Annotated in this window: 22 protein-coding genes and 1 pseudogene; 14 read left to right on the top strand and 9 right to left on the bottom strand. The window is 44.6% G+C overall.

Annotated elements, in window-relative coordinates:
- Positions 1–19 precede the first annotated feature (19 nt).
- Genes Q365_RS0105240 through Q365_RS0105225 form a run of 4 tightly spaced genes read left to right on the top strand, consistent with a single transcriptional unit; the run spans position 20 to position 3,410 of the window.
- Positions 20–1,039, top strand: a complete 1,020-nt coding sequence (locus tag Q365_RS0105240) for a C-terminal binding protein (protein ID WP_028022347.1) — start codon at positions 20–22, stop codon at positions 1,037–1,039.
- On the top strand, positions 1,036–1,689 hold the full coding sequence (locus tag Q365_RS0105235) for a bifunctional 4-hydroxy-2-oxoglutarate aldolase/2-dehydro-3-deoxy-phosphogluconate aldolase (protein WP_051563749.1): 654 nt from the start codon (positions 1,036–1,038) through the stop codon (positions 1,687–1,689). The genes Q365_RS0105240 and Q365_RS0105235 overlap by 4 nt, the downstream gene beginning before the upstream one ends.
- A gap of 17 nt (positions 1,690–1,706) precedes the next feature.
- Positions 1,707–2,393, top strand: coding sequence for an RraA family protein (locus tag Q365_RS0105230; protein WP_035024537.1), 687 nt, complete (start codon positions 1,707–1,709; stop codon positions 2,391–2,393).
- A 24-nt stretch (positions 2,394–2,417) separates the two neighbouring features.
- A complete protein-coding gene (locus tag Q365_RS0105225; protein ID WP_028022344.1) occupies positions 2,418–3,410 on the top strand; it encodes a 2-dehydro-3-deoxygalactonokinase in 993 nt (330 codons plus the stop codon).
- Positions 3,411–3,478: 68 nt separating this feature from the next.
- Here the strand turns inward: Q365_RS0105225 and Q365_RS0105220 are convergent, their stop codons facing one another.
- Entirely contained in the window at positions 3,479–4,693 is a 1,215-nt protein-coding gene (locus Q365_RS0105220) for a multidrug effflux MFS transporter (protein WP_028022343.1), read from the bottom strand.
- Positions 4,694–5,313: 620 nt separating this feature from the next.
- Here Q365_RS0105220 and Q365_RS0105215 point away from each other — a divergent pair.
- The 8 genes from Q365_RS0105215 (at position 5,314) to Q365_RS0105175 (ending at position 16,336) form a co-directional block, all read left to right on the top strand.
- The gene (locus tag Q365_RS0105215; protein ID WP_028022342.1) at positions 5,314–6,768 is read left to right on the top strand and encodes a TolC family protein; all 1,455 of its coding nucleotides are present in this window, start codon (positions 5,314–5,316) and stop codon (positions 6,766–6,768) included.
- A gap of 6 nt (positions 6,769–6,774) precedes the next feature.
- On the top strand, positions 6,775–7,767 hold the full coding sequence (locus Q365_RS0105210; RefSeq protein ID WP_028022341.1) for an HlyD family secretion protein: 993 nt from the start codon (positions 6,775–6,777) through the stop codon (positions 7,765–7,767).
- Between the two features lie 23 nt (positions 7,768–7,790).
- The gene (locus Q365_RS0105205) at positions 7,791–8,981 is read left to right on the top strand and encodes an ABC transporter permease (RefSeq protein ID WP_028022340.1); all 1,191 of its coding nucleotides are present in this window, start codon (positions 7,791–7,793) and stop codon (positions 8,979–8,981) included.
- Complete coding sequence (locus Q365_RS0105200) at positions 8,978–10,141, top strand: ABC transporter permease (RefSeq protein WP_028022339.1); 1,164 nt, start codon at positions 8,978–8,980, stop codon at positions 10,139–10,141. Before Q365_RS0105205 ends, Q365_RS0105200 begins: the two co-directional genes overlap by 4 nt.
- 592 nt (positions 10,142–10,733) lie before the next feature.
- The gene (locus Q365_RS27315) at positions 10,734–10,859 is read left to right on the top strand and encodes a hypothetical protein (RefSeq protein WP_281173690.1); all 126 of its coding nucleotides are present in this window, start codon (positions 10,734–10,736) and stop codon (positions 10,857–10,859) included.
- Positions 10,860–11,662: 803 nt separating this feature from the next.
- Positions 11,663–12,592 carry a hypothetical protein gene (locus Q365_RS0105185; RefSeq protein ID WP_028022338.1) on the top strand — a complete coding sequence of 310 codons (930 nt, stop codon included), beginning with the start codon at positions 11,663–11,665 and terminating at the stop codon, positions 12,590–12,592.
- 1,211 nt (positions 12,593–13,803) lie between these two features.
- Positions 13,804–14,946: an ABC transporter substrate-binding protein gene (locus tag Q365_RS0105180; protein ID WP_028022337.1), complete on the top strand. Its 1,143-nt coding sequence runs from the start codon at positions 13,804–13,806 to the stop codon at positions 14,944–14,946.
- Positions 14,947–14,950: 4 nt separating this feature from the next.
- On the top strand, positions 14,951–16,336 hold the full coding sequence (locus Q365_RS0105175; RefSeq protein ID WP_028022336.1) for a methyl-accepting chemotaxis protein: 1,386 nt from the start codon (positions 14,951–14,953) through the stop codon (positions 16,334–16,336).
- Between the two features lie 706 nt (positions 16,337–17,042).
- Here the strand turns inward: Q365_RS0105175 and Q365_RS0105170 are convergent.
- Positions 17,043–17,912 carry a DUF4231 domain-containing protein gene (locus tag Q365_RS0105170; RefSeq protein ID WP_035024534.1) on the bottom strand — a complete coding sequence of 290 codons (870 nt, stop codon included), beginning with the start codon at positions 17,910–17,912 and terminating at the stop codon, positions 17,043–17,045.
- A 662-nt stretch (positions 17,913–18,574) separates the two neighbouring features.
- On the opposite strand from Q365_RS0105170, the pseudogene Q365_RS27115 reads away from it, so the two are divergent.
- Positions 18,575–19,178: pseudogene (locus Q365_RS27115) on the top strand (alpha-amylase family glycosyl hydrolase); the annotation flags it as partial.
- 104 nt (positions 19,179–19,282) lie between these two features.
- Here the strand turns inward: Q365_RS27115 and Q365_RS25470 are convergent.
- Positions 19,283–20,485 (bottom strand): M24 family metallopeptidase, encoded by a 1,203-nt coding sequence (locus Q365_RS25470; RefSeq protein ID WP_035024532.1) that lies wholly within the window; start codon positions 20,483–20,485, stop codon positions 19,283–19,285.
- Positions 20,486–20,611: 126 nt separating this feature from the next.
- On the opposite strand from Q365_RS25470, the gene Q365_RS26950 reads away from it, so the two are divergent.
- Positions 20,612–20,755, top strand: coding sequence for a hypothetical protein (locus tag Q365_RS26950; RefSeq protein WP_245621499.1), 144 nt, complete (start codon positions 20,612–20,614; stop codon positions 20,753–20,755).
- 266 nt (positions 20,756–21,021) lie between these two features.
- On the opposite strand, the gene Q365_RS0105150 is transcribed toward Q365_RS26950, so the two are convergent.
- The 6 genes from Q365_RS0105150 to Q365_RS0105125 all read right to left on the bottom strand — a co-directional run bounded on the left by Q365_RS0105150 (position 21,022) and on the right by Q365_RS0105125 (position 26,481).
- A complete protein-coding gene (locus Q365_RS0105150; protein ID WP_028022334.1) occupies positions 21,022–21,540 on the bottom strand; it encodes a GNAT family N-acetyltransferase in 519 nt (172 codons plus the stop codon).
- A gap of 190 nt (positions 21,541–21,730) precedes the next feature.
- Entirely contained in the window at positions 21,731–22,198 is a 468-nt protein-coding gene (locus Q365_RS25465; protein ID WP_051563747.1) for an ASCH domain-containing protein, read from the bottom strand.
- Between the two features lie 117 nt (positions 22,199–22,315).
- Positions 22,316–23,167, bottom strand: coding sequence for an ImmA/IrrE family metallo-endopeptidase (locus tag Q365_RS0105140; protein ID WP_028022333.1), 852 nt, complete (start codon positions 23,165–23,167; stop codon positions 22,316–22,318).
- Between the two features lie 366 nt (positions 23,168–23,533).
- A complete protein-coding gene (locus tag Q365_RS0105135; RefSeq protein ID WP_028022332.1) occupies positions 23,534–24,490 on the bottom strand; it encodes an AEC family transporter in 957 nt (318 codons plus the stop codon).
- Positions 24,491–24,792: 302 nt separating this feature from the next.
- On the bottom strand, positions 24,793–25,167 hold the full coding sequence (locus Q365_RS0105130; RefSeq protein ID WP_028022331.1) for a VOC family protein: 375 nt from the start codon (positions 25,165–25,167) through the stop codon (positions 24,793–24,795).
- Between the two features lie 360 nt (positions 25,168–25,527).
- On the bottom strand, positions 25,528–26,481 hold the full coding sequence (locus Q365_RS0105125) for an Hpt domain-containing protein (protein ID WP_028022330.1): 954 nt from the start codon (positions 26,479–26,481) through the stop codon (positions 25,528–25,530).
- Between the last annotated feature and the right edge of the window lie 38 nt (positions 26,482–26,519).

Raw genomic sequence — 26,519 nt, 5'->3', positions numbered from 1 at the left:
CGCAATCAGGATGATGCTAATGAGCGACCCGAAATTTAAAGTGTATATCACCGACTACGACTACCCAGATTTAGAGATTGAAAAGGCCGTTCTCGAACCTATCGGTGCAGAAGTCATTGGCCTTCAATGCAAAAGCGGAGAAGGTCTTGCGGAATTAGCGGGGGATGCCGATGCCTTGCTCCAGCAATATGCAAAAATCCCGCGAAGCACCATTACCCAATTGAAGCAATGCAAAGTCATTTGTCGCTATGGCATTGGGGTGGATATTTTAGATGTAGAGGCATGCCGTGACTTCGGCATACAAGTGACTAATGTTCCGGACTATTGTCTTGATGAAGTCGCCGACCACTCTATTTCAATGGCTTTGTCTCTCGCTAGACGCCTTCCTGCATACAACGACTTCACCCATCAAGGCAATTGGCATTGGAACATGGACGGTATTTTGCCCATCCGATTTCGAGACAGTGTTTGGGGGCTCGTTGGCTACGGCCGAATCGCACAAAATATTGCACACAAAGTTCAAAGTCTCGGTTTCAAGGTAGTGGCCTACGACCCGCACGTATCTCGCAGTTTCATGAAAAGCACTGGGGTGGAAAAAGTCGATCTCAACTCACTCCTTCAAACGTCGGACATCGTCAATCTAATGTGCCCTCATACCCCGGAAACCGACCGTATGATTGGCGAAAATGAACTTCGGATGATGAAAAAATCGGCGGTTATTATCAACGGAGCACGAGGAAAGCTCATTGATAATCGCGCGCTCTATGTGGCACTGACAGAGAAATGGATTGCGTCAGCCGGCCTAGATGATCCCGAAGAGGAACCCGCAAAGCTGACACATTGGGACCCAGTTCAAAACCCACTTTTCAGCCTGCCAAACTGCATTATCACGCCTCATGTCGCTTATGTATCTTCTGATGCGTTTAACGAGTGTCGCCGAATCGCTGCGGAAAACGCGAGAGAAGTCCTGCTTGGCAATCCTCCCCTAAACCCACTGACACAACACAGTCAATCACCGTTGTCGAGGAGTGGATCGTGATAGTGGATAAGGCAAATGTGGTCAGTGCCATTAAAGACGAGAAGGTGTTCGCCATCATCAGAGGCATTCCCGCACACAATATGATCCCCCTCGTTGATGCTCTGATAGAGGGAGGCATTAAAGTGCTCGAAGTGACGTTTCCTCATGACGGTTCACCATCAGAAACATTACGTTCAGTCTCAATGATTGCCGACACCTATGGAGAACAAGTTTATTGCGGTGTTGGCACCGTCACCCAACCAGAACAAGTTTATGCAGCCAAAGAGGCAGGAGCATGTTTCGTTGTATCACCCAATACGGATTCTGCCGTTATTCAAGCATCTAACGACCAAGGCTTAGTCTCTATCCCAGGTGCGCTAACCCCAACCGAAGTGATTGAGGCTCACCAAGCTGGTGCCGATTTTGTCAAATTATTTCCCGGTGGCATTTTTGGGGCTAGCTACCTAAAAGCCATCACTGGCGTGCTGAAAAATATCCCCATCATCGCTGTTGGTGGTGTCACTGAAGCCAACGCAGCTTCCTTTTTCGGTGCGGGTGCTTGCGGTATCGGTATTGGCGGAGAACTCGTCAATCCTCGAATCGTCGAAGACAAACAATTTTCTCTTATTACGGAAAAAGCCAAAGCGCTAATCGCCGCTTCAAATCGCTAAATTGCAGGAGATTTAACATGGAATATGAAAAGAAAATCATCAACAACTCACCAGAAAACAATCAGGCATTGGTAGAAAAGTGTCGCGAAATGACAAATGTTTTAAGTGTATCTGCCGTGTTTAGCGATTCACAAAACCGCGAAGGTGTCATGGACTGTGAAATCAAATTTCGCACGGTCAATCAACCGTTTATTGGCACCGCATTGACGGTCAAACTCACACCCGGAGACATTGTTGATTGCCTTCCAATTTTTGATGTCGCTCGCCCCGGTGACGTTATCGTTATCGATGCAAACGGCACACCGAATACCTCGGTTTGGGGTGGCCTTATGTCTGGGCTTGCTCGTGCAGCAGGTGTAGTAGGCACTGTGGTTGATGGCTCAGTAAGAGATACAGATGAATCAAAATTGCTGGAATACCCCATCGCATCTCGTTCTGTGTCTCCCCGGGCGGCGCACTCTGCCTATACAAGCCGCACTGCTCCGATTGAAATCAATGTCCCTATTTCTTGCGCTGGGATCATTGTCCACCCCGGTGATTTGGTTGTTGCCGACGAGTTGGGCGTCACGGTGGTTGCATCTGACATTCTGGAAGAAGTTTACGAGGGAGCCAAAAAGCTCGCAGCAAACGAAGAAATGGTCCGCAACGAAATCTTAGCGGGCGCAACCGTAGAACAGTTACTCGCCAAGTTTGGACGTATTTAACTCAAACAGGATTAGAGGCAGGCTATGCTGATTCTTACGATAGATACGGGAACGACCAACACCCGAGTCAGGCTTTGGCGAGGCGAACAACTTGTCGATATTGAAAAGGCCCCTGTCGGGGTCAAAAACACCAGTATCGACGGTAATACCACAGCAATTACCGATGCAATTCGACACGCGATAGAAGCAATACTTCAAAGGCACCAATTATCCGAATCAGACATTGGGTTAACGCTGGCATCAGGCATGATTAGTTCCAAACTCGGCCTCGTTGATGTTGCTCATGTTCCTGCGCCAGTTAATCGAGAAAAACTCGCTAGAAACGTGGTCAAGAGAGTAATACCCGAGATAAACCCGCTTCTCATTTACTTTATTCCCGGCGTTAAGAATACGGTGTCGGAGGACGCGGGAAGCTGGGCGCAGATGGACATGATGCGCGGTGAAGAGGTAGAAGCGTTTGCGGCAATGCGCTTTATTCCAAAAGGACAATCGGCAGTGATCGCATTGCCAGGTAGCCACACCAAATTCGTGTTCATTGATAGTGACCAAAATATCACAGGCTGCTCAACAACACTGACCGGAGAGCTTACTGCTGCTGTCACCTTTCACACTATTTTGTCGACAAGCCTCCAAGCGCGCTTTACTGAGACAATCGACACCCAGTGCCTTTTCGACGGTGCAAAGAGTGCGCAAAAAGTCGGTATCACAAAGACGCTGTTTTCCCTGCGTATTCGCGAGCAATTTTACGGTCTATCACAGGAAGAATTAGCCAGTTTTTTGATGGGGGCAATCGCTGCCAGCGATATTAAATCACTGTTAACCTCAACGTATTTCTCTGAAGAACTACCACCATCGATTTATGTTGTTGGTCAAACGCCAGCCGCTAATGCGCTCTTTTTTCTGCTGAAGGAATTACATCCCGAGCGGACAACTAAACAACTGACCCATTCAGAGGTCAGTCATTTATCAGGTTTAGGTTGTATTGAGATCGCGCAGGCCGGAAAGCTAATCGAGTAAAACTGGCACAAAAAAGCCTGCATCATATGCAGGCTTTAATCGTTATTGAAAATCTGACAGCCAGACCATCAAACCGTGAGGCTAGCCTTGTGACGCCTAGCTCGCAGGTTATCACCAAGATAGATGATCACACTCAGTAGAATACACACGCTGATGAGATTGATGACAGATGTCATGGTGCCATCAAACAAAGCGCCACTGATATCGATCACCAATGCCACCAGCGCGAGGCGAATCGCGGTAACCAACGAGGCACTCACGCCGGTTTGATTGGGTACGGCTTCCATTGAACGCGCAAAGAAAATACCAATGCACACGCCTGCGCCCAAGGAATAAAGCACCATGAGTGAGGTAACCAACAACGGTTGCTGCTGCCAAGTCGTCGGTAACACAAACAGCGTCAACGTCATCAATACAATGGTCAGAAAACCATATCGACGTAGGCTATTCACGCCAAACCATTTGATCAAACGGCCGTTATTGATGCTCGCAATCACGAATGCCACCAATAAGCTCACTTGATAGAAAGGAAACACGGCGGTATCAATGCCCAAGTGGTTCACGAAGATCAGTGGCATGTTGGAAATGAACACCATGTAGCCTGAAAAAATAGCCGTGGTGATCAGCGTATTCGCCCAGAACTCGCCGTTCTTAAGCACGGTCACGTAATCACGGCCGATGCCACTTAGGGAAAGCGGTTTACGTTTTTCGACAGGCAATGATTCGGGCAACTTAATGAAGCAAATCAAACCCGTGACTATGGTCAATGCCGCGATAAACACAAAGTTATAGGTATAACCAAACTGGTAGTTAATCCACCCGCCTAGCATGGGCGCAAACGCAATAATGCTCACTACCAAGCTGTTGAGATCAGACACAATCTCCGTGGCTTTTTCTGCTTTGTACAAATCGAACACCATGGCTGCGCCAATGATCATACATGCCGCACTGCCAAAGCCCTGAACAAATCGCCAGAAAATCAACATGTCGATATTGCTTGAAAACACACAACCCAAACTACCAATGATGAAAAAGGCATAGCCGACATTAAGTACATTGCGACGCCCTAATGAATCGGACAATGGCCCATAAATTAACGACGCAAGGCAAATACCGAGGAAGTTAAAACTCAGCACTCGTTGAATCATGGTTTCATTGGTGTTGAAGGCCGTCATCATGTCTGGAAAAGCGGGAAGATAGATGTCCGTTTCCATCGCGGCGGCGAGGAAAATCATCAGAATCAAAAAGCGAATCATACGTTCACTCAACGTATTGGTTGGCATGTCAGCCCCTATTGTTTCAAAGAAAACCACTAGCTATAAAAAATGCGAATCGCAGACGCTCACACCCAAACCTATCGTTTATTACTCGCTGGCAACACCCTTTATTCGGCAGAAAACCGAAATAGCATTGTTTGAACCGCAAGAATGAATTTTCCAAGCGCAGCGGGGCATAAATCAATAAAGGAAATGACGTAGCGTCGAATTCGTTGCCTAGGACGGGATCACGGCGTTAGGCGGAAAGGTCATGAATGAGTCCAGCTCGAAGAATACTGCGGAGGATAAGTGCAGTATTCCCACAGTGTAACCTGACGTTCGTTACTCTGTGTTGCCTGATTAGGCGAGTTTCTAGCACTGATTAGCCTAGATTGGTGAATGAAGCGCTGGTATAAGCCAGTGTCCAAATTCGTCGGCAATATTACCCCTATCCCCCAACAACCGCAATATGTGCAAATCGTTTCGGCCAGTTTGAGAATAGACACCACAGCAATGGCCAATTTGTCGCTAATCTCATGGCCGTTTCGACCCACTTCTCCCTGAACTTTTCCTTACACTGTTCAACTTGCTGGCCTTTTTAGAGTATAAACTCTAAACTAGCGCATCTTTTACAAACGGTAAGTGCTATGTCGAACAGAAAAATGTCATTTAACCGCCTCTCTCGTCTCGTAAAACTCGGTATTGCACTCATGCTTTTTTCCTCGTTTTCATCGGCGGAAACCTTATCTTTTGAGCAAGCATGGCAAGCGGTACAAGAACGCAATGACAGCATTGCCGCGCAACGCGCCAATGTTGAACGCGCCGAACACATGCGCAATGCGGCATCAGCCCATCACCTACCGAGTGTTTCACTCAGCGGTAACTACACGCGCCTAGACCAAAACGTCGAACTGAAGCCGTCACAATTAGCGCATCATATGAATGGCGGAGACGCGCTAGGCCAAATCGCGGGGTCGGTTCCGGGAATGAGCGGGTTAGTCAGCAATCTCGATAATCTCCTTACCACCACCCTTGCCGATCGCGATGTTTACACCAGTTCAATTCGCGCAATATGGCCGATTTTCACGGGTGGCCGTATTCTCGCCGCCGAAGACATTGCCAACGCACAACGCAATGAAGCGACCTATTTGATGCAAATGGCGCAACAGGCCAAGTTTGAAGATCTTGCTAAGGTGTACTTTTCAACCGTCCTTGCTGAACAAGTCGTACAAACGCGCATTGACGTAGAGCAAGGGCTAGAGAAGCACTTTGATCACGCGAAGAAGTTAGAAGAACAAGGTCAAATTGCCCGGGGCGAGCGCTTGCAAGCGGAAGTGGCCTACGACAAAGCGAAAACTGAGCGTAAGAAAGCCGAACGTGATTTGGATATCGCGCAAGCGGCATTGAAAACCCTCGTAAAAAGCCCAAGCGAGGTTTCCCCTTCTAGTGAACTGTTTACCCAGCAACAAGCGCCAGCCATGACGCCGTTTATGCAAAAAACACTGGCCGATTATCCTGGGCTAAAAGTGCTGGATGCGAAACGCAGCCAAGCCAATGGGCTAGTCGACATGGAGAAAGGGAAATACTTTCCTCAGGTTTATTTGTACGGCAACTACAACCTGTTTGAAGGTGATTCTTTGACCGCAGAATTGACGCCAGACTGGGCGGTGGGTGTAGGTGTTAGCATTCCATTGATTGATAACGGCGGACGCTCAGACAAACTCAAAGCAGCACACAGCACAGCGGTTCAAGTGAACTACTTGCGCGCACAAGCCGAACAAGATCTCTCCTTGCTGGTAGAGAAAACATGGCGCGAAGCCAACCAAGCATTAGAAGAATATCAAGGCTTAGCATCTAGCGTGTTATTGGCAGATGAAAACCTACGTCTGCGCGAAAAAGCGTTTGTCCAAGGGTTATCAACCTCGTTGGATGTGGTGGATGCAGAGTTGTATCTCGCCAGTATCAAAACGCAACAACTCGCCGCGTCTTATCAATATGTGTTGTCACTGTCACGCTTGTTAGCCGTGAGCGGAGACATGAACCGTTTCCCAGAGTTTCAAGCCGCCGCCATTAGCCATTCTCTTTCATCCAAACAGGGATAATCCACCATGAGTAACATCAAATCTGCACTGATCGCAGTGCCAGCCGCCGCCCTGATTGGATGGGTCGGATACAGCTTTTACCATGCGTATCAGCCACAACCTGAGCGTTTCCAAGGTCAAATTGAAGCCCAGCAATACACGGTTTCTTCTAAAGTGGCGGGTCGCATCGATCAGGTTTTGGTCAAAAAGGGAGAAGCCATTGAAAAAGGCGACTTAATCTTCACCCTATTCAGCCCAGAGATCGACGCCAAACTAGAACAAGCCAAAGCTGGCCAAGAAGCGGCAGGCGCGATGGCTGAACAAGCTGAAAGTGGCGCTCGTTCCCAAGAAATTAACGCCGCTCGTGACCAATGGCAAAAAGCCCGCGCCGCGGCACAGTTGGCGAACAAAACGTTCCAGCGCGTCGATGCCCTTTATCGAGAAGGCGTAACTGCTGAGCAAAAACGTGATGAAGCCTTTACCCAGTGGCAGGCATCGAAATACACCGAAAACGCCGCACGCCAAATGTACGAAATGGCCAAAGAAGGTGCGCGTTCTGAAACCAAGCGTGCAGCCCAAGAGCAAGTTCGTATGGCAGCCGGCGCGGTTGCCGAAGTGGAAGCTTATGCCAAAGATACCCGCATTCGCAGCTGGTATCGTGGCGAAGTCAGCCAAATATTGCTTCAACCGGGTGAGTTGTCACCGCAAGGTTTCCCCGTTGTTACTGTCATTGACATGAACGACGCTTGGGCGGTATTTAACATTCGCGAAGACAAGCTGCGCCAATTCCAAAAAGGCACGCAGTTTGATGCCAGCATTCCTGCCTTGGGGGAAAACGCGTATCGCTTTGAAGTGACGCACGTCGCGCCGATGGGTGATTTTGCCACATGGCGTGCCACCAATAGCCAGCAAGGTTATGACATGCGTACCTTTGAAATTGAAGCGCGTCCTGTTGAACCTATCCGCGATCTGCGCGCTGGCATGAGCGTGTTGGTCACAGAAACCGCTACCCAAGGGTAAGTGGCATGACAAAGGTAAGCAGAATGAATAACGCCTCATTCTTATCTTTACTCTGGCAAGAGTGGCGACTCATCGCCTCTGACCGTTGGCTCGCTGCCCTTTTAGGTGGCATACCGCTGGCGCTTTTCTTGTTGGTATGGGCGATATTTTCATCCGGCACAGGGCGTGATCTGCCCATTGGCGTCGTCGATCTGGATAATAGCGCCCTGTCTCGCTCGCTAGTGCGCTATTACGATGCCACACCAACGCTCGCGGTTCGCAGCTTCAATCAGGTTGAGTCTGCATCGGCGTCGTTAGATAGCGCCCAGACCTATGCCACCGTGGTGATCCCTCACGACTTCGAACGGGCAACCCGACGTGGCGAAAACCCCAATGTGACGGCGTTTTACAATAGCCAGTACATCTTGATCGGTAAGCTTGTGAATTCCGCCATCAACCAAGCGCAGAGTACCTTTTCTGCACGGGTCGCAACGCAAAGTGAAATGCTCCATGGCACCACAGTGTCTGCACAAGCCGCGGGGTTATCGGTTCCGGTTCGATTTCAAATCGTCCCCTTGTTCAATGCAGGCACCAACTACGCACAGTTCTTGGTATCCGCCATTATTCCTGCCCTTTGGCAAATCACCCTAGTCGCCAGTGGCATGCTTTCTATGGCGCTGACAGACAAACGCATTGGGCTTGAAACCTACTTCCGTGGCGCGGTAGCGAAAAAGCTAGGCGTAAAGGTACTGGGCACAGCGATCCCACTGTGGCTATTGGGCGTCGTCTTTGCTACCGGAATGCACTGGGGATTGGGCTGGCCAATGAACGGAGATTGGACGATTCTACTCACCGCGCAATGGCTCATGGTATTGGCGTGTTTAGCGGTCGGCGCTTTGCTGTATGTCGGCTCTCGTAATGCCGTGCGAGCGATGAGTTTAGTCGCGGGATTTACCGCCCCTGCGTTTGCGTTTATGGGGGTGAGTTTTCCTGCTGGTGAAATGCCGTTCTTCGCGCAATGCTGGCGTGCCATGCTGCCTGTCAGCCATTACATCACCCTGCAAATTGGTCAGTTCAATTACGCTGCAACCCTGCAACAAGCCATGCCTGCCCTTCTTGCGCTGGCATCGTTTAGCGTGATCTGGCTGTTGGTTGCGCTAAAGGTGAAGCGCCTATGCGCAAATTCTGAGGTTGTTCCTTCAGATAATGCAAAGCCCTTAGAGGTGACATCATGAATTGGCGCGATGCATTCATCAGTGAGCTTCGTCGGCTGTTCTCTAACCCTGCCGTCGTGTTTACGGTATTCGGCGGGGTCATTATCTACTCCTTGCTTTACCCGCTGCCGTACGCAAACCAATTGCCACGGGAGCTAAGTATCGCCATTGTGGATCACGACCAGAGCCAGCAAAGCCGCACCTTCATCCGTATGTTGGATGCGACACCGCAAGTGCGGGTTGTGAAACAACTCGGAAGCGAAACGGAATCCAGCCCGTATTTTGCCTCTGCGGAAATTGAAGGTGTTGTCACTATTCCCCAGCATTTCTATCGCGATCTTCTGCTTGGAAAAAGTCCTGTCGTGTCAGTGGGTGGTGATGCATCGTTCTTCTTGACCTACGGCACGATAGTGGAAGGTGTGGTTGCGACAGGCAGCACCTTGGGCGCTAAAGTGAAAGTGCAACGCGCCTTAATGCATGACACGCCAATGTCGCTGGCTACTCAGCAGTACGCGCCGTTTTCACTCAACGCAGTGCCCGTGTTTAACCCTACCACAGGTTATGGCGACTATGTTGTGCCCGGCGTATTTATGCTTATCTTGCAGCAAACCTTGCTCATAGCCTCTGGCATGCTTGGGGTTTCTACAGGCAGTGCTCACTCTGCCGCCGCATCAAATCCAGCATCAGCAAGAGATCTAGCGCCCGCTAGAAACAGTAAAAGCCTGTGGGCGCGAACTGCAATTCTGACCGGGATTTACTGCATCATGTCGATGTATTACTTGGGAGCGAGCTTAGATATTAATGGCGTGAATAGAATGGCTGAACCGCTGCAATTAGCCGCAGTGATCTTGCCCTTCCTTCTGGCCACCATTGGCCTAGGCACCTTGGTTGGCATTGCCATTAAACGCGCAGAAATCATCACGCTGGTTGTGCTGTTGAGCTCGATGCCGTTGCTCTTCATAGCAGGATTTGTGTGGCCCAGCAGCGCTTTGCCAACATGGTTGAATGTCATTGCGCAATTCGCGCCGTCTACCGTGGTAATACAAGCGACGTTGCAATTAAACCAGATGGGCGCTGATTTCCATAGTCAGCTTGGACATCTCACACAGCTTTGGCTTCAGGCAGCAGCTTATTTGGGCTTGGCGTTTTATCTCAAAGGAAATACCAACCGCACAGCGTAGACAATCCGCTATGCTGCGACTAGTAATAAAAACCAGAAAACCTCATATCAAGGGTTTCTGACTTTTTACATTTGGTCACCATCGATTCATTTGTCTATGCAGCTAAACTTACAGTGAGACTCACTGATTAACAAAAAACCATTGACTTATATCTTGCCCATACGGATCGCAAGCTTAAATCTAAAATTTTGAAGTTATTTGTTAATACACTTCATAAAGAACAAACCGTGGGTGAAATGTCTCAATTGACCATCAATCCAAATCGCTATGAAGCCTTGATTCTAAAATCTACAAACCCGAGTTATCAGGCAGTCACCATACCTTGCGTTATTTCACTTGTGAACAGTTGGTAATTTTCAATAAGCTCAAAACCATTCGCCATAAGTTTCATTCAGCAACAGACTAATATTTATGTTATGCAACGCTATAAATATATAATCTTTGAAGTTCTTGATGGTACTACATTATCTGATGGCGAGTCGTTCAGTGCAGAAGATATTACCTTTATCTTTACCTTGGAAAAAACACTTATCAAACACTGCACAAGTATCGGAGTAGCGTTTATCACTTTAAATTGCAGAAAGGCGTAATCATGCAGCCCTTTGCAATGCACCTTTGGAACGATAAGAAGCTCGATACCTTGTTGGATAATTGCTACAAAACCGATAAGCGCGATAAGAAACTCAAAATCACCAATGCAATCCATGAATATGGATAACCAAGCCACGATACCAGTTATTTCTGGTTAAACTCTTACCAATAAACACCCTATGCTTAAAGGGCGGGTGGAACGCAGACAACCCAGTAGACCATCCAGTAGACCATCCAGTAGACCATCCAGTAGACCATCCAGTAGACCATCCATGTTTTAGGAAGGCACACCAGAACGTGTTCTAAACATGTTGGATTTGAAGCTTGCAATCTAAGTTAACAATGTAAGACCCAACCAGAGCAACAAGGTGACATGCTATGACTATTCGACTTTGCCAGCACATATTTCAGTTTATTATAACATTCTACCATTAACAACCCCAATCCATAGTCAATTGAAATAAAAGAAATTCAGATTAAATTTAAAACACAAAAAAAGAAATAATTAAAATTTACTTACACCAACCTTCTCAAAATCAAAAAAATACACCAAATAAACCCAAAACATAAAATATTAAACTAGATTAAAAGTAGCACCAAGCCCTATACACTCACACTTAACCAAATTATCACACAATTAAAATCAGGATGTAAAATGCAAAATAAAACACAAGAAGGTAATAGCCACATCATTGAACAGAATGAATTATTCGTAAATTCATCCAAAAGCATCAGAAATATAATGTTAGCAGCAAACACTTCCCCCTCACTTGAACTTGTTAGCTCTAAGCCTCAGCATCCAGAACAATGATTCAACCTAGAGAATTATATTCCCTTTACCTTTCAGATAAATAGAGAATATGGCACCAATTTCTTTAAAAATTATTGAATTCACTAATCCCTTCAATTTTTAAGCAGGAAGGTTTACACATGATAAATCAAAAACATACAGAGTCCACTCACTTCATTATTGAGCATGCGATTTTTTTGTGTCGATGCATCGGTAAAACTCTATTTATGGTTTTTGTAGGTTCTATTATTTTCCCAACCTCAACAATAGGTAGGTTCAAATCTAGATTTCCTCACACATATAGAAAGAGGTTGTTAGACAGCATCATAAATCAATCCGGTAGCATCCCTAGTTATTCTTTGTATTTAAGAGACTTTGATATAGATGAATCAGACCGACAAAAACCCGGAGAGCCTACAGAGTTTTTCATTGAACCAGACGACAAATGCTTAGAAAAAACCATAGCTATAGCTTTGGATTCAAAAATGCCAGTAATAACACTCGGTGAAAAAGACGATGTGACAATTAATCATATATCACATATTGGATATCACGAAAACTGGAAAGCCTTAGTGTCAAAATTAATCGAGAACGCCTCACTCATCCTTATAAGCCCATCATACTCTCGAGGGGTAACATGGGAAATAAATGAAATAATAAATCAAAAAAAATTAGAACAAACCATATTCTTAAAGTACAACAATTACACTCGCGTTGAAATAAATAAAAACAATTTCAAGAGAGAAATAAACTACAGCAACTACTGGGAGATGACCACAAAAAATCTAGCCAAAGAGTGCAATATCGATATAGGTGAAACTTCAAACTGTAAAGGTGATTTGATTTTCACTATAAACGAAAGTATGACTACAGACCTAACTCTTGATTTCGACCCCCGTTCACCACTAGATTTTTCAAAAAAAATAGTCAGCTTGGGATTGAAAACAAATGGATGTAGAATACTAAACTATTCTATAAATGACTACCCCCTATCTTTAGATAGAGCACTATTTATTACCACTTTAATAATTATCTCCTCAGCATTTATAATCTTAGTTTCAATTGGTTAGCTCACTAAAAAACCGTTAACTCTATTTAAATTGCATCACCCATTTATAGTATTATTTTATTGTTGTAGCTTCCCGAATAAATGTTGATTTGAATTCACTTTCCATACACTTAGACAGTCTAAACTAGAGTTTTCTTCCACAGCAAAAAGTATGAGATCACAATGAAAAAGTCACTATTTTCTGAACACAGAAAGTCAAGATCCTTGAAAAATCCGATGTGGGCGCGAAAGTCGACGATATTTACGATCAACATCGCATAGGTAGCGAAACCAATTACAACAGAAAAACTAACTATGCTTTGGCGGGCTTGAGGCGTCTGAGCCGAAACGTATAAAGGAGCTAGCGGAAGAAATCCAAAACTCAACAAAATGTTTGCTGACGACAGTTTGGAAAGCCAGACCAAAGTGATTGATAGTAGGAGGTCAACGTAATTTAGTCGTTTCGAGACTCAGTGTTATCAAGGCATGCTGGCTCAGTTTCTTATAACGAGCCAGCTACAACAGAAAGCCGAAGGACTGACGTGTTGCCGAGACTAAGGTCATTCATACCATTAATGGTGTGTTAGAAAAAAACCTAATACTGGATTCTGGAAATACTTCTCTTTAACAAAGCGAAAGCATACATGGTTAACTACAATCGAGTATACCGAGTTCACTTCCGTATCGGATTAGACCTAAACGACGACAACAGCTGGTTCTTCCAATACCAATCGAAATGCAAATGTAAATTACGAAGGATGCCAACAATCAAAGATCAGTCGAGTTTGTGCATGACAGCTTGAACAGAGTTACGGTAAATATTCTCGAGCTATCAACATCCTTGATGAACCCATACGAGAATGTTTAGCCATAGACGTTGATACCAGCTGGCCTAAGGGTCTCGTTGTACGTGCATCGAACAATTGAAACAAAAACTCGATCTTACCAAAAGTTGCATATAGATGACCGACATGAGCTTACATATCCAGCTTAATGCTAGAGAAACTGCTAATCTCCAAGTATGAGCCATCTTATTAAAACGCGCGTCGACAAAAGCAAGTTAATACTGCTTTTGCAAAGATTGCAATTGCCCATACTTCAGTATCATCTTGCCGATTTAAAAGAAAACGCCACTTTATACACCACAGCACACCTCATCAAGAATCATTAATGTGACATATGAATTCTTTTCTATACTCATTGATAACTCAGTTATTAGACGAGGCGTTACGAATGAAAGGTTTGCATTGCACCATCTTGATGCTTTGGCTTTGTTCAACAGCAGCAACCGCCGAAATTGGCGTCACAGACAATACAATCACTTTTGGGATGAGTAACGCCCTTTCAGGGCCGGCATCAGGGCTGGGGAGTGGTGTTAAAGCAGGGACTCTCGCCTACTTCGAAAAGATTAACCAACAAGGTGGTATTCATGGCCGCAAGATCAACGTCGTTTCACTCGACGATGGCTATGAACCCGACCGTGCAGCGAAAAATGCCAAAAGGCTCATTTATACAGACAAGGTTTTTGCCCTCGTAAGCTTTGTCGGCACGCCTACCTCGAAAGCGGTGGTGCCAGAAGTCAACCGCGCGAAAATTCCTTATATTGGCCCCTTTACTGGCGCAGAGTTTTTGCGTAACCCCGCCAACAAAAACATCTTTAATATCCGCGCGAGCTATTTCAGTGAAACCAAAAAGCTAGTCGATCACTTCATCAACGACCTCGGTTACAAGAAAATCGCCGTGTTTATTCAAGATGATGGTTACGGTGCAGCAGGTAAAGCTGGCGTACAAAGAGCGCTTCGTCAACGTGGCCTAAAAATACACGCCGAAGGCAGATATAAGCGCAATACCTTGGATGTTGAGCAAGGCTTAAACACTATCATGGCGCAAAAGCCTGATGCCGTGATTATGGTGGGCGCATATCAAGCGTGTGGCGCATTTATAAAGATGTCCCATGACAAAGGGTTTTACCCGAAATTCGCCAACATTTCCTTTGTCGGCACCAAGAAACTGATCGCTGAACTGGGCACTGCTGGCGACGGCAGCTACATCTCGCAAGTCATGCCAAACCCCGATGAAAGCAAACTTCAAATCATCTCCGACTTTAAAGCCGACATGAATAACTACGGCGTCGACAACCCGTATTACACGCAATTGGAAGGTTACTTAAACGCCATGGTAATCGTTGATGCGCTAGATCAATCGGGTGAATACTTAACACGAGAGCGATTTATTAGTGCCATGGAAGGCATGAAAAACAAAGACTTTGGTGGCCTAAAAATCAACTTTAGTCAGTCCGATCGACAAGGGTTAGACGACGTGTACCTAACACAAATTGAAGACGGAAAAGCCTTACCTATTCAAACGATGAAGTGATTGTATGACTCTATGGTTCAAGATATTTTCAGGGCTGTCACTGCGGTATCGTATTTTATTACCCTTGATTGGTAGCATTACGATATTCCTGATCATTGCCGCCCTGTTTTTCCATCAGATGACGTCGAATGAGCTTTCCAAGATCCAAAAAGGAAAGGTAGAAGCGCTCGCAAGCTTTCTTAAGCAATCGAGCAAATCCTACATTCTCAATTATGACCTCTCTGCATTGGAAGATTTCGTCCGTGTCGGTATGCAAGATGAAGACATCGACCACATAGAGTTTGTCGATGGGAATGCTATTCCCTACACAGAGACTAAACCCAAAGACGTCGACCACGCAGTGAAAACCTATACTGGGGATATCTTGTCGCAAGACGGCACCTTGTTAGGGGTGTTGAACATTACCTATAACGAAAAGAATTCAACAGCTGCGCTACAACAAAACCTTCAGGTCATTTTGGTGTGTTTTTTAACCATCATCGCCCTACTCTGCGCCATCATTTACATCGTTGCGCTGCGCCTATCAAAGCCTCTTATCGAGATTACACAGGATTTAACCTCGGTATCGGATGACGCGCTGGACAACTCACAGCTTGTGTTGAAAGGCGCAGAAAGCCTTGCAGACGGTGTAGAGAAACAACGCGCAGCGCTCGATTCCAACGTGTCTGCCATTTCTGAAATCACGGAAATGGTGAAACAAACAAACCAGAACGTTTTAGGCTGTTTAGACGTCTCAAAAGGCACGCTGGAATTAAGCAATGAAGGCAGCAAAAACATGGGGAAATTGGCACACTCGGTTGTGTTAATTGAAAACTCCAACAAGCACCTCCAAGAAATTAACGACATCATCCAAAAGATTTCGGATTACACCAAAGTGATTCATGACATCGTTTTTCAAACCAAGCTCCTTTCACTGAATGCCTCTATTGAAGCTGAACGTGCTGGCGAACATGGTCGAGGTTTTGCTGTCGTCGCCCAAGAAGTAGGCCAACTTGCGCTCACATCAGGCCAAGCCTCGCAAGACATAGACAAGCTGCTGAAAGATTCGATGGTCACGGTTGGCGAGATAGTTAAAGAAACCGAGCTTCGCGTGCAAGAAAGCAAAGCCCTATCAGAACAAACGCAGGTCAGCTTTTCCGGCATTTCAGATCAAATCAAAGGGCTATCACGAGAAATCGACTCGTTCAGTGAGGCTTTCAACCAGCAAATGAAAGGGATTGTGCAGGTGAACTCCGCTATGGAATCCATGGCGGGAATTGTGAACAGCAACCATCATATTGCCAATGAGACCTCGCAAGTATCCATGAGCTATAAAGAACAAAGCTTAAAGCTCAAGCAAGTCACTGACACCATGAAGGGGCTTATTGAAGGGAATAAAGCAGCGAGTTGAGGTGTTGTTGGACAACGTCGCTTGGTGATCACAATTATTTAGAGTGGCGTCCTTAATCATTTTTGACAGGAATCAGATTCGGAAAATTGAAAATTAGTAATTCACTCATAACTATCATCATGTGAAGTCACTTAATTCAGTGTCCAGTATTGATGGTAAAGATTACAGTGTAAATACCGATGTTATTATTTATTAGAAACTTGAATTAAGACCATGAATCCCATATCTTTAGCATGGAATCAATGTAAAATGAGGATAACATCGAAAAAATCTACAAAATTTTCGTCAACCACTTGTGAGATTACTCTGGTGATTTAACTCAATTAAGAACTCTTCTAAAGCAACGTGGCTATTTCTATGTTGAGTTTAAAGAGGTATCTAAGTTTGAACCAATTAACTCTGAAAACGCCCCAGACATAAAAGTTTCCTCAATGCAAAGATCCTTGGGTCTGATATCGTAATTGGCCTTGCTGATATGTCGCGAGCCACAGTGCTTGGATGGAATGGGAACTAGATGCTGCTCTCGTTAACCTTCTGCCTATTATAGGTGTAATCCCACATGGGAATACCCAAAGTTCAAATATGCTTACTTCACGCTCTAAAGCTGATTTTCGCTGGAATACAGAAAGTATCGCGTCAACTATCAGATACTATGCGCGATAAAGATCCTAACTGATGGAGTGCCAAATGGTTCTCTATCATAATCTTACATATCTTTCCTTGCTACCCATTGCGTATGTTCACGAGAAAAAGCAAGTTCAGCATTGTTTACGAACTCAGACAATTCCTCCTCAGTAGCAACAGATTCAGATTGACTTCGAATAATTCCAATCTCTTGAGCAGTCAACGAATACGCAGAAGATAATTCATTGAATTTCTTTAATTGACTCCAACTAATACAAAAGGAGGCTATCAGCACAAATGTATCTGTTGGCCAATACTGCCAACAAGGATAAGCAATACGAGCAAGTACACACCCTATTGCCGCAGCTTGAGCAATGATGATAGCCGCAAACCAAACACGTTGTTTTTTTTTGTTGTAAGCAGCTTTAGTTGTGTACCAACTACGTTGCTCATCAATTCTATTCGTCAAATAGTAGGCTTTTCTTGCTTCGATAGATAAAGACCTGACCTGATCCATTGTACTAGTAATCTGCTCATTAGTGTCTTGATACTCACCAATAAAATCACCCAACTCACGATTAGTACGTAAAATATTATTAAGTAAATTTCGAAATTCAGACTTAATTGAATTCACAGACTCGGAATTTTTAAAGGGTGCAGCCCTCATTGAATATCGCCAAGTGCTAGTTTTAATCGATTCCGCTACTGCTCTACCATTATACCAATTTTTTTCATATTTCTTGACACCCAAAAACAATGACAAACCAAGTGCAGCGAAGAATACGAATGCGATGAGAAGACTATATTCTCTGGTTGGTAATGATTTAACAGCCATTGCAGTACCTAATACAAGTAAAATGGCGTGTGCTACTGTAAGTCGAAGATGTAACTTCTGCGCTGATAATGAGGCAGCATCGGCGACTTTATACAATGATGGATAAGTTAGACTCATATCAATAAAATTTTCAAAAATGATAATTTATTACATGTTACATAAATATATTAACTGCACAAGTACTGAATCTCAATATATTCATATCGCTTGTGAACGGCAATATGCCGTACTTCGATACCGTCTTTCTTTAATAGCTTGACTTAAAATCAACTGCTTAGTGAAAAGAATGATAGATTAGGTTCTCCTAAGAACCATAACTTCTTGATTTTCTGTATTCGGACAAGTTGAGATAGGGAAAAGCGAAGTTAATGGCTTTGTTGCTCTAGAGCATTGAATGCTAGTACAGCGAAAAGAAGGCTATTACCTATTGACCGGAGAAGAACTCATTGGTGTAAGGTGTTTAACTATTGTATAAATTCCATATTCCACCAACGACTGAATTCTAATTCAGGCAAACTTTTTTCGATGCTGCATCTCCGACAACACTAGATTTTCGCTGTTTAGCCCAAGGATTAACAGCTAGTATGGGCTTGTTGTAGTCAGCACAATCGACAATTTTCTTTCTTGTCCAAACAATTGGACAAACACTTCAAGAAAAGAACAAACCTGTCAGTTTCAACATTCGTTGCCAATAAGCCCACCCTAAATACCTAACGATGAAACGGTTAACTCGCTGCGATACGTTGGCCTCAATATCATCATTCATCAAAGATATCGTCATGGCTCAAGCCCGATCTCCTCTTATCAGTATTGACGCAACACCTTACTACCACTGCGTTTCGCGATGCGTTCGTCGCTCCTTTCTATGCGGCCATGATAATACGACCGACAAGAATTATGAGCATCGTAAGGCATGGATTGAAAAGCGATTATTGGCGCTTTCCCAGGCGTTTTGCATTGATGTTTGTGCCTACGCCATCATGAGCAATCACTATCACGTCGTGCTGCACATCAATACAAACAAAGCCAAGACGTTATCTCCAATCGACGTTGCAGAGCGTTGGTTGACGTTTCATCAAGGTCCTTTGCTTATCCAGCGATTTATACACGGAGATTAGCTATCGGAGCCAGAATCCGAAAGCTGTATGAACATCATTGAGACTTGGCGGGAACGTCTAACGTCAATCAGTTGGTTTATGCTCCTTATCAATAAACGCATCGCTGCAAAAGTGAACCGTGAAGACAGATGCAAGGGGCATTTCTGGGAAGGGAGATTTAGATGAAAAAGCATTGGCGGCTGCAATGGCTTATGTTGACCTAAATCCTGTGAGCGCAGCAATTGCAAATACACCCCAACAGTCACACCATACGTCTGTGTCGTCTGTGTCGTCTGTGTCGTCTTGGTTTGTCTTAGTTTGCTTTTGGGTTTGCTTGTAAAGCGAAAGTGCACAAAAAGCCCGAGGCATGAGGGTGTGGTAAGGGTTGGATTAAGCTAATAACTCTGTTTCGAATGGATAGGTCGACAAGCGCTCAAAACCTGTCGCCGTTATCAAGACCATTTCTTCCAATTTTGCGCCGTCGGGCTCGCCTTCGGCGCCTGAGTAACTTTCTACCGATAAAACCATATTTTCCTGCAGTTCACCGGGGCAATTATTATAGCGTGCATCTTCGGGGTAGTAGATCTTGGGAAATTCATCGCACAACCCGACACCATGAAATGCACAGACATAACGTCTATCTCTGAACTTTTCGGCTCTTTTAAAGGCACGCTCGGTCAGCTCTGCAAACCCCACGCCTGGTTTTAACAAGGACATGTTGTGATGAATTTCGTCGTATGAATGTCGATAAGCTTCTCTTTGCGATTGGCTGCCATTCCCTCCGCCGCATACCCAGGTTCTCGAAATATCAGCAAGATAGCCATTCGGTCCGACCATATCTGAATCGAAAGCAACGGTATCTCCCAGCGCAATTTTGCGGTGCGTTGCCTCCTGAAGCCATGGATTGGTTCTTGGGCCAGATGCGAGCATCCGGCCATCTATCCAATCACCGCCATGCGCAATGTTAACCTGATGCAATATCGACCATACCTGCAATTCAGTGAGGCCCGGTCGAAGATATTCCCGCATTTTATCCATTCCATGCTGTGCAACATTGATGGTATGTCGAAGGCATTGTATTTCCGTCGGGTGCTTTATCATTCGCGCAGATTCGACCAAGGCTTCGCCATCTATTAATGAGTAACCCTTTTCAATCAGTAAGCGGCTAAGTATTGGTGAAGATCTTTCTAGTGCGATATGAAAGCCTGCATCCGAAAGGTTGTTTTGTTTGAGTGTTTGTTCAATGTCTTCAACAATGGCTCGACAGCTTGCGGTAAAATCGAGGCCACCGTCGAAAGGTGTCGCCATTCGAGAAGGCTGATAGATATCGATATTTGGATGATGCCGCTGACTTGCGCCGAAAACTGCAACGGCCCCTTCTATTGGCACAATCATCATGGTTGTGGGAATGTGGGATTGGAACAGCTGATATTCATCGAAATTCGCGGCATAGCGCATGCTGACTGGACTGAACAATACCGTGACTGAGGCTTTTTGCGCTGCCATGGCAGTTCTGATCCGATCCAAACGGTAGGCATACATCTTGTTCAGCGCTGCTTCACTGATATCAGGAAAAGGGATCAGATCTGTCACTCAAGCCTCCTTACTTTTCCGGAAGTGTCGGCTTTGTGTGCATTGATTGTCAACGCAATTTCTTGGAGTCAGATATCAAGTTTTTCGATATATCAGAGTCCCTAGTGTGCCTGTCTTGGTTTGCTTATGGCGGGGATTGAGAACAGCAACTACAACATTGCCAATGAAACCTCGCAAGTGTCGATGAGCTATAAAGAACAAAGCTTAAAGCTCAAGCAAGTCACTGACACCATGAAAGGCCTTGTTGAAGCGAACAAAGCAGCGAGTTGAGGTGTTGTACGACAACGTCGCTTGGTGATCACATGGTTTAGAGTGACGCTCTAAATCATTTTTGGCCAGAAGTCAGTTAGAGTTGGCACTCTAAACTGTTAGATTCGAATAACTAAAACTATGGCGACGCTCGTCCTGACAAAAGTGACGGGCATAGATCCATCTTCTGCTCATCCGAGCAATTTACTCAATAAAGAGGCGTCGGGCTTGCTCAACACCCGAATAAAGTGTCGGCTGCGCGACACTTATTCTTATTTGTTATATCGTTACTCACAGCTGACCCAATACCTAGCTAAAGGATTTGGGAAAACCTTACCAATAATGATTTTTTCAAACTCACCACCGTTAGCTTCGATGACACCACGCGATGCAAAGTTATCTTCATCAGCAGTCAGTAGTGCTCGCTCGATGCCAAGAGAGGCAGCTTTCGAAAGCGCCAACTTCAGCATTAACTTACCGTTGCCCTTTCCACGAGATGAGGGGGCTATATCGTAGCCAATATGCCCAGCTTCTAAAGAGAGGAAATCATTGTCGATATTATGGCGAACCCGAATAGCTCCGAGGATAGAGCTTGTACTATCTATCAGCCAAAAATGACTACATGGCACATAACCTTCACGTAAGTTTATACCCCCAGCTTCGTCACTCAAGCGCTGAACATATTTGGAAAAATCAATTTTACCTTCAAGGTAGTACTCAGCATTTTCAGCATCGTTTTTAGCAAAGTCCTCATAGAAAGATTCGAAAGCAGACTGAAACTCTTGAGATGGTACAACTAACTCCATGTAATTTTCTCCGATAAGGTATAACGCCAAGCTAAGCGGCTAACAAACCTTCCACCAAACTCAATTGACCACCTTAAACACCACACTAAACCGAACCAAAAATGCCAAGCGTTTGTTAGTCCGTTTTTAGCGCCTTGTTAAGCGTACTTACGCATACTCAGACCGATTATATAATCGTAATGCGCTAAACCTACTTCCACACAAGCTCAAAAAACTCAGTAATCACATGGGAATCATTAATATTTAAGAGATTCCATGAAGACAAATGAGGCTCATAGAATTTAGCATGTACTGTTTTCCAGTACTCAAGGCTCAAATCACCTTCACCCTCTGCAATAGCAATGTACTCAGGAACTTCTGGGAACTTATTAATTTCAGTTCTAACAGTTTTTAGTATTATTCTAGGTTCACTATTGCTATCAAGAACTATCCAAAAGTTTCCCACCTTTGGTAATGCATCACCTGCGACTTCATAGTCTTCGACTAACCCACTGCCTGCCGTCTTTGTACCATTCAAGTAAAGAGCTATTAACTTATCAGTAATGCTGAGTACCCCAGCAGGGTTAGCCTCGACGGTATAGTCAAAATGAGGCTCGATTGCTGGTTGCGAATCAAGGTACTTATTCCAAAATGCCAATTCAGATTCTGTTAATTTCAATTGCTCCTCCTGAGCGGCAGTCCGCTTAACGCCAGCTTAAGCGGACGAAAATAGTGGGTTAAAATGTGTAGCGAAGCGAAACGTAACCCACTGTTTTAGTTCCGTTTAAAGCTCTTGTTAGGTTAATTCAGGGATATCAAACCCTTGCTTTTGGGCTAGACTACGACGAATACTCATTTGCATGTTCCTTGAAGCTTCTGTCGATGAGTATGAGGTTCCGATAAAAATTGCAAAAATTGGTTTTACCCCTTTAGTAATTCCGAGGTCTATTCCTTGTATGTTTTTATGGATTTCATCAGACCTTAGAATTAGATTAGGATCCATATTAAACTGCTCGGCTTCAAGTTTAAATATAGTGGGTAGATTGCCTGCAGTATAAATACGAGTGAGTACATCCACTGAGCGTTGAACATTAATACTACTGAATTGTTTATCTAAGAATGACGTTATACCTGCTGAACAATGTCCAACCCTAGTAATACGATTTGAATACAGATCAGAGCTAGTATTGAATAAAGTTTCCGCTAACCTAGAAATAGCACAACCTATACTATTTAATACTTCCCCACTATGAAATCTAAACTCGAGTTCTTCATAGAGTTTAATAAAGCATTGCCCATATGTTAAAAGAGTCATCATCACTCTGGCACCAAAGAAATCAGCAAAAGCCTCTACGCTCTTACTATCGTAATCAGATTCATCTTTATGCTCATTATGAGAATGTAAATAATGTGCAATTTCATGACTAACTACAAATAAAAAGTAATGCAAATCGTCGATACCACTAACTTGTGCAGAACAAAAGTCTCTGGATAATCGAACCCTTAATTTATCACCAATGCCAACAACACTCGCATGTTGTACGGAATTTGAATCGAGCTCTAAATTTAGAGTAAAATTTGCTTCATCTTCGAAAAAACTCTCTAGATCTTTTTTTGCAGCTAGAGAAATATCTTTACCAGTGATCATAAAACCTTCTTTGTAACCTAACAGTGTATTAGAGGACAAAATGTCGGAATTAAACACGACATTTTGTCCTCTAATAACAATGCATTATACCTTAGCCGCTCGTTACCATCTGATTTTAATATCTTTTTTTAATCATTCGAGATGTCGATTTGTGAAAAAGCTCCAAAATTTCATTTTTCATCAACATGCATTGAATCTCTACGATGCTGTTGTTATCAACAGTAAAAATCTCGGTTCAGATTAGAAAGAATAAGGCCAATCGGGGGAGCTATTATCCGAGTAGAGAAAGAGCCTAACTCACTTTGGGGCATAAACGATTTAGAGCACCCCAAAACAGCGATGAGGAAAAGTACAAATATCGCTTCGCTATATCAGTCCATACGCTTTGAGAATCACAATCCCCACGGTGCATGTCACTGCCGATAGCACCGTAGTAAATGCAATGATGTTGGCTGCCAACACTGCATTCCCACCCATTGAGCGCACCATGACGTAGCTGGCTGCTGCGACGGGAGATGCATTCATAAAGAACAAGATCCCTAACTCTATGCCTCTGAAGCCAACCAAATAGGCACCCAAAGTAATAAGCAATGGCGCGACGATAAGCTTGTAGCTACTTGCAAACCACGATGGTCCTTTTTCTTTCTTCATCAAACTAAAATTAAGCGACGCGCCCGTACACAGCAGGGCGAGAGGAAGAGTCATTTTCGCTAAGTAGTTCCCTGCATCAATAGCGACATCTGGCACGGGAATCGACAGGAAGTAAAACACCATCCCAGAGATAATCGAAATGATAAGAGGGTTTTTGGTCAGGGTGCGAAACATCAATTTCGCGGTTTGAGCTCCTGAAGCCGCTCCTTTCGGTGAAAGGCAGATAACTGCCTGAACATTATAAATAAACGTCGTAACTGCCACGTATAACGCCGCCAATGCGACCCCTTGTGAACCATAAGCATTGGCCACAAAAGCGATACCGATGATGCCAGTGTTGGCGCGATAGCTCCCCTGGATAATGACGCCTTGGTGAGGTGAGTCTTTAAAGATCAGTTTGACTGAGATATAGGCAAAGATAAAAAACAGAATACTGGCGATGATGCCGTAATTTACGAACCCACTCGCGGCAGAGAAGTCATGTTCAGAGACGACAATACTCATAAACAGCATGGTCGGAAGGGTCACTTGGAAAACCAGTTTGGAGCCCACTTCGATGAAGTTGTCGTTGATAAGGCCAATGCGTTTGAATACCACCCCGAGGATCAGCATCAAGCAGATGGGGCCAGTAATAGACAATGAGAATTGGAGTTGATGTAAAGCGTCACCCATGAGCGTATCCGTACAAAAGAAAGCGAGCCTTCTCTCATCATACAATGAAATCACACACTCTAGGGAGGCGGTTCATCGGAATCATTTCTTAGTTTAGTGGACTAGGGTCTGGCCTAGCTTTTTGGCTTAGATTTTCTAGATTAGCTTTGTGGCATAGAGATGAGAGTGTTTGGCCTTTCCTGAGTTTCCAACGCGCCACTGCACCACCACACACACTTTGGCCAACTCAACCCACACTGCCCAGACCAAGAACTGTCCACACTGTTCACCTTGAGGTTTAAGCACTGACAGTTTGCAGGAAATTAAGGGTTTACGCGCCAAGGTGGGTTAATTCTGTTTTCTCCCGCCCAGTAGAGCTTAATCTCATTACCTGATGGGTCAGTAAGCATTGCTTCTCTCCACAAGTAGTCCTTGTCCGTAGGCTCTTGTTCAAACTCAATGCCTTGGGATTTCAAATCATCAACCCACGCATCCAACTCTTCATGCTCAAAATAAATCACGCTATTGCTTTGGGAGTTTGGGTCACCCAAATAAAGTGAAAATGTAGAATCACCTTCAGGGCATTTAAAACGGCAATAATGTTCATCCGCCACAATTTGATTAAACCCTAGCGTCTTATAGAATGTAACCGCTTCCTCCATGTTTTTAACGGTCAATGTCACTTGATTCAGGTTCATAGATATTCCTTTAACAGCTGATTACCGTCACTCTCATCCCCTGGATAAGCCCCCATCACTGGGAGAGACTCAACCGGAGTTGCCGTCACGGTAAATTGAATCAGTCAGAACCACATTGAGAGCTGAAGAGTCGCAATTCCTTCGGTGGCTCAGATTCCATATTTGTGTCTAGTGCTTCTGTTGAAGCTACTGACTAAGCTAACAAATATATCACTGATTGAGATAGAGCTTGGAGTAGGAAGTGGTTCGCATTTTTGGTTATGCGCCTGTGTTGTTTGAGTAGCGACTTTCTACTTTATCTAGAAAGTCATATAACTTTTGGTTCATTTTTCAACGCTGATGCATTCCACAAAAGCTTCTTTAAAAGAGATCCTGCACATCTTCAAGATTCACTTCGTAACCTCGATTCTCCAGTTCTTCATTGAGTCGCTTAATGTCTCCGAGTGTCTTTAGGTACTTTTCTCTCGACTCTGTCGCCTGCCAATAGTCCTCTTCTGAACCGGACGAGATCATGCCATTTCTCAAGTTGCTGAGGGCATCCAATACTTTCAAGTTAACGGCGGCAAGCGCAGCAAAATCGGCACTATTGACCTTATGGAGAAATCGTTTGAAGAATGTAAGTAAGTCCTCCGATTCATGAATAAGGTTTTCTGTAAGAGGTGCGCCAACGCTTCGTGCTGTTCCCTTCATGGAATGGTAGTCAGTAAAAAACTGGTTCAACAACTCTTCAGGATCGGCTTCGTTTTTGTCGCTTCCCAACGATTCAATGGCCAGAATAACAAGCTCAAGTTCGATTTCCTTCTCTTCGGAGAAAAGGTCAATATAGTCTGACGGATCGCTGGCCTGAACGTGTGAAAAATCCGGGTCGAATTGGACAAGTGGCGCGCTTTCTTCGGCTTCGCTTTCGTTGAGATCAAGCAGCGTATTCTCGGAAAACAAAGCAAAATCATTGTTATTCTCTGCACGATACGCGTGATATTGCTTGAGAATAGGCAAGAGCACATGTGGCTCGACTAAGCCCTTTTCGACCAGCAAACGTCCCAATGTCGATCTGCGTTTTGCCACTTCTTCATTGATGACGTCAAAGAACTCATTGCGCCAGATATCCAATCTTATACAGGCGGAACAAAGGTCAAGATGTTCGTCGTTTTGCAACGATACGATGGAAAGGAATTGCTCTGGCGTGATCAGCTGCCTTTCGTAGATGATGTCCAAACTGTTCGGGGTTTGACGAATTTGCTCGACCATGACATCAGCCAAATCCTTCGCTGAAATGAGCTCGAAATCTAACAAAAAACTGCCTAAGAGTTTCATTCCACTCACCTACTTTTGTTGATGACATTATTCTTAAG

This window comes from Enterovibrio calviensis DSM 14347 (genome assembly GCF_000621165.1).
In the GTDB taxonomy this organism is placed as follows: domain Bacteria; phylum Pseudomonadota; class Gammaproteobacteria; order Enterobacterales; family Vibrionaceae; genus Enterovibrio; species Enterovibrio calviensis.
This window is presented reverse-complemented; position numbering and strand designations above follow the sequence as displayed.

Coding starts and splice junctions, on each gene's coding strand:
- Q365_RS0105240 (WP_028022347.1), top strand. CDS start 20: ATGAGCGACCCGAAATTTAAAGTGTATATCACCGACTACGACTACCCA.
- Q365_RS0105230 (WP_035024537.1), top strand. CDS start 1,707: ATGGAATATGAAAAGAAAATCATCAACAACTCACCAGAAAACAATCAG.
- Q365_RS0105225 (WP_028022344.1), top strand. CDS start 2,418: ATGCTGATTCTTACGATAGATACGGGAACGACCAACACCCGAGTCAGG.
- Q365_RS0105220 (WP_028022343.1), bottom strand. CDS start 4,693: ATGCCAACCAATACGTTGAGTGAACGTATGATTCGCTTTTTGATTCTG.
- Q365_RS0105215 (WP_028022342.1), top strand. CDS start 5,314: ATGTCGAACAGAAAAATGTCATTTAACCGCCTCTCTCGTCTCGTAAAA.
- Q365_RS0105210 (WP_028022341.1), top strand. CDS start 6,775: ATGAGTAACATCAAATCTGCACTGATCGCAGTGCCAGCCGCCGCCCTG.
- Q365_RS0105205 (WP_028022340.1), top strand. CDS start 7,791: ATGAATAACGCCTCATTCTTATCTTTACTCTGGCAAGAGTGGCGACTC.
- Q365_RS0105200 (WP_028022339.1), top strand. CDS start 8,978: ATGAATTGGCGCGATGCATTCATCAGTGAGCTTCGTCGGCTGTTCTCT.
- Q365_RS27315 (WP_281173690.1), top strand. CDS start 10,734: ATGCAGCCCTTTGCAATGCACCTTTGGAACGATAAGAAGCTCGATACC.
- Q365_RS0105185 (WP_028022338.1), top strand. CDS start 11,663: ATGATAAATCAAAAACATACAGAGTCCACTCACTTCATTATTGAGCAT.
- Q365_RS0105180 (WP_028022337.1), top strand. CDS start 13,804: ATGAAAGGTTTGCATTGCACCATCTTGATGCTTTGGCTTTGTTCAACA.
- Q365_RS0105175 (WP_028022336.1), top strand. CDS start 14,951: ATGACTCTATGGTTCAAGATATTTTCAGGGCTGTCACTGCGGTATCGT.
- Q365_RS0105170 (WP_035024534.1), bottom strand. CDS start 17,912: ATGAGTCTAACTTATCCATCATTGTATAAAGTCGCCGATGCTGCCTCA.
- Q365_RS26950 (WP_245621499.1), top strand. CDS start 20,612: ATGGCGGGGATTGAGAACAGCAACTACAACATTGCCAATGAAACCTCG.
- Q365_RS0105150 (WP_028022334.1), bottom strand. CDS start 21,540: ATGGAGTTAGTTGTACCATCTCAAGAGTTTCAGTCTGCTTTCGAATCT.
- Q365_RS0105140 (WP_028022333.1), bottom strand. CDS start 23,167: ATGATCACTGGTAAAGATATTTCTCTAGCTGCAAAAAAAGATCTAGAG.
- Q365_RS0105135 (WP_028022332.1), bottom strand. CDS start 24,490: ATGGGTGACGCTTTACATCAACTCCAATTCTCATTGTCTATTACTGGC.
- Q365_RS0105130 (WP_028022331.1), bottom strand. CDS start 25,167: ATGAACCTGAATCAAGTGACATTGACCGTTAAAAACATGGAGGAAGCG.
- Q365_RS0105125 (WP_028022330.1), bottom strand. CDS start 26,481: ATGAAACTCTTAGGCAGTTTTTTGTTAGATTTCGAGCTCATTTCAGCG.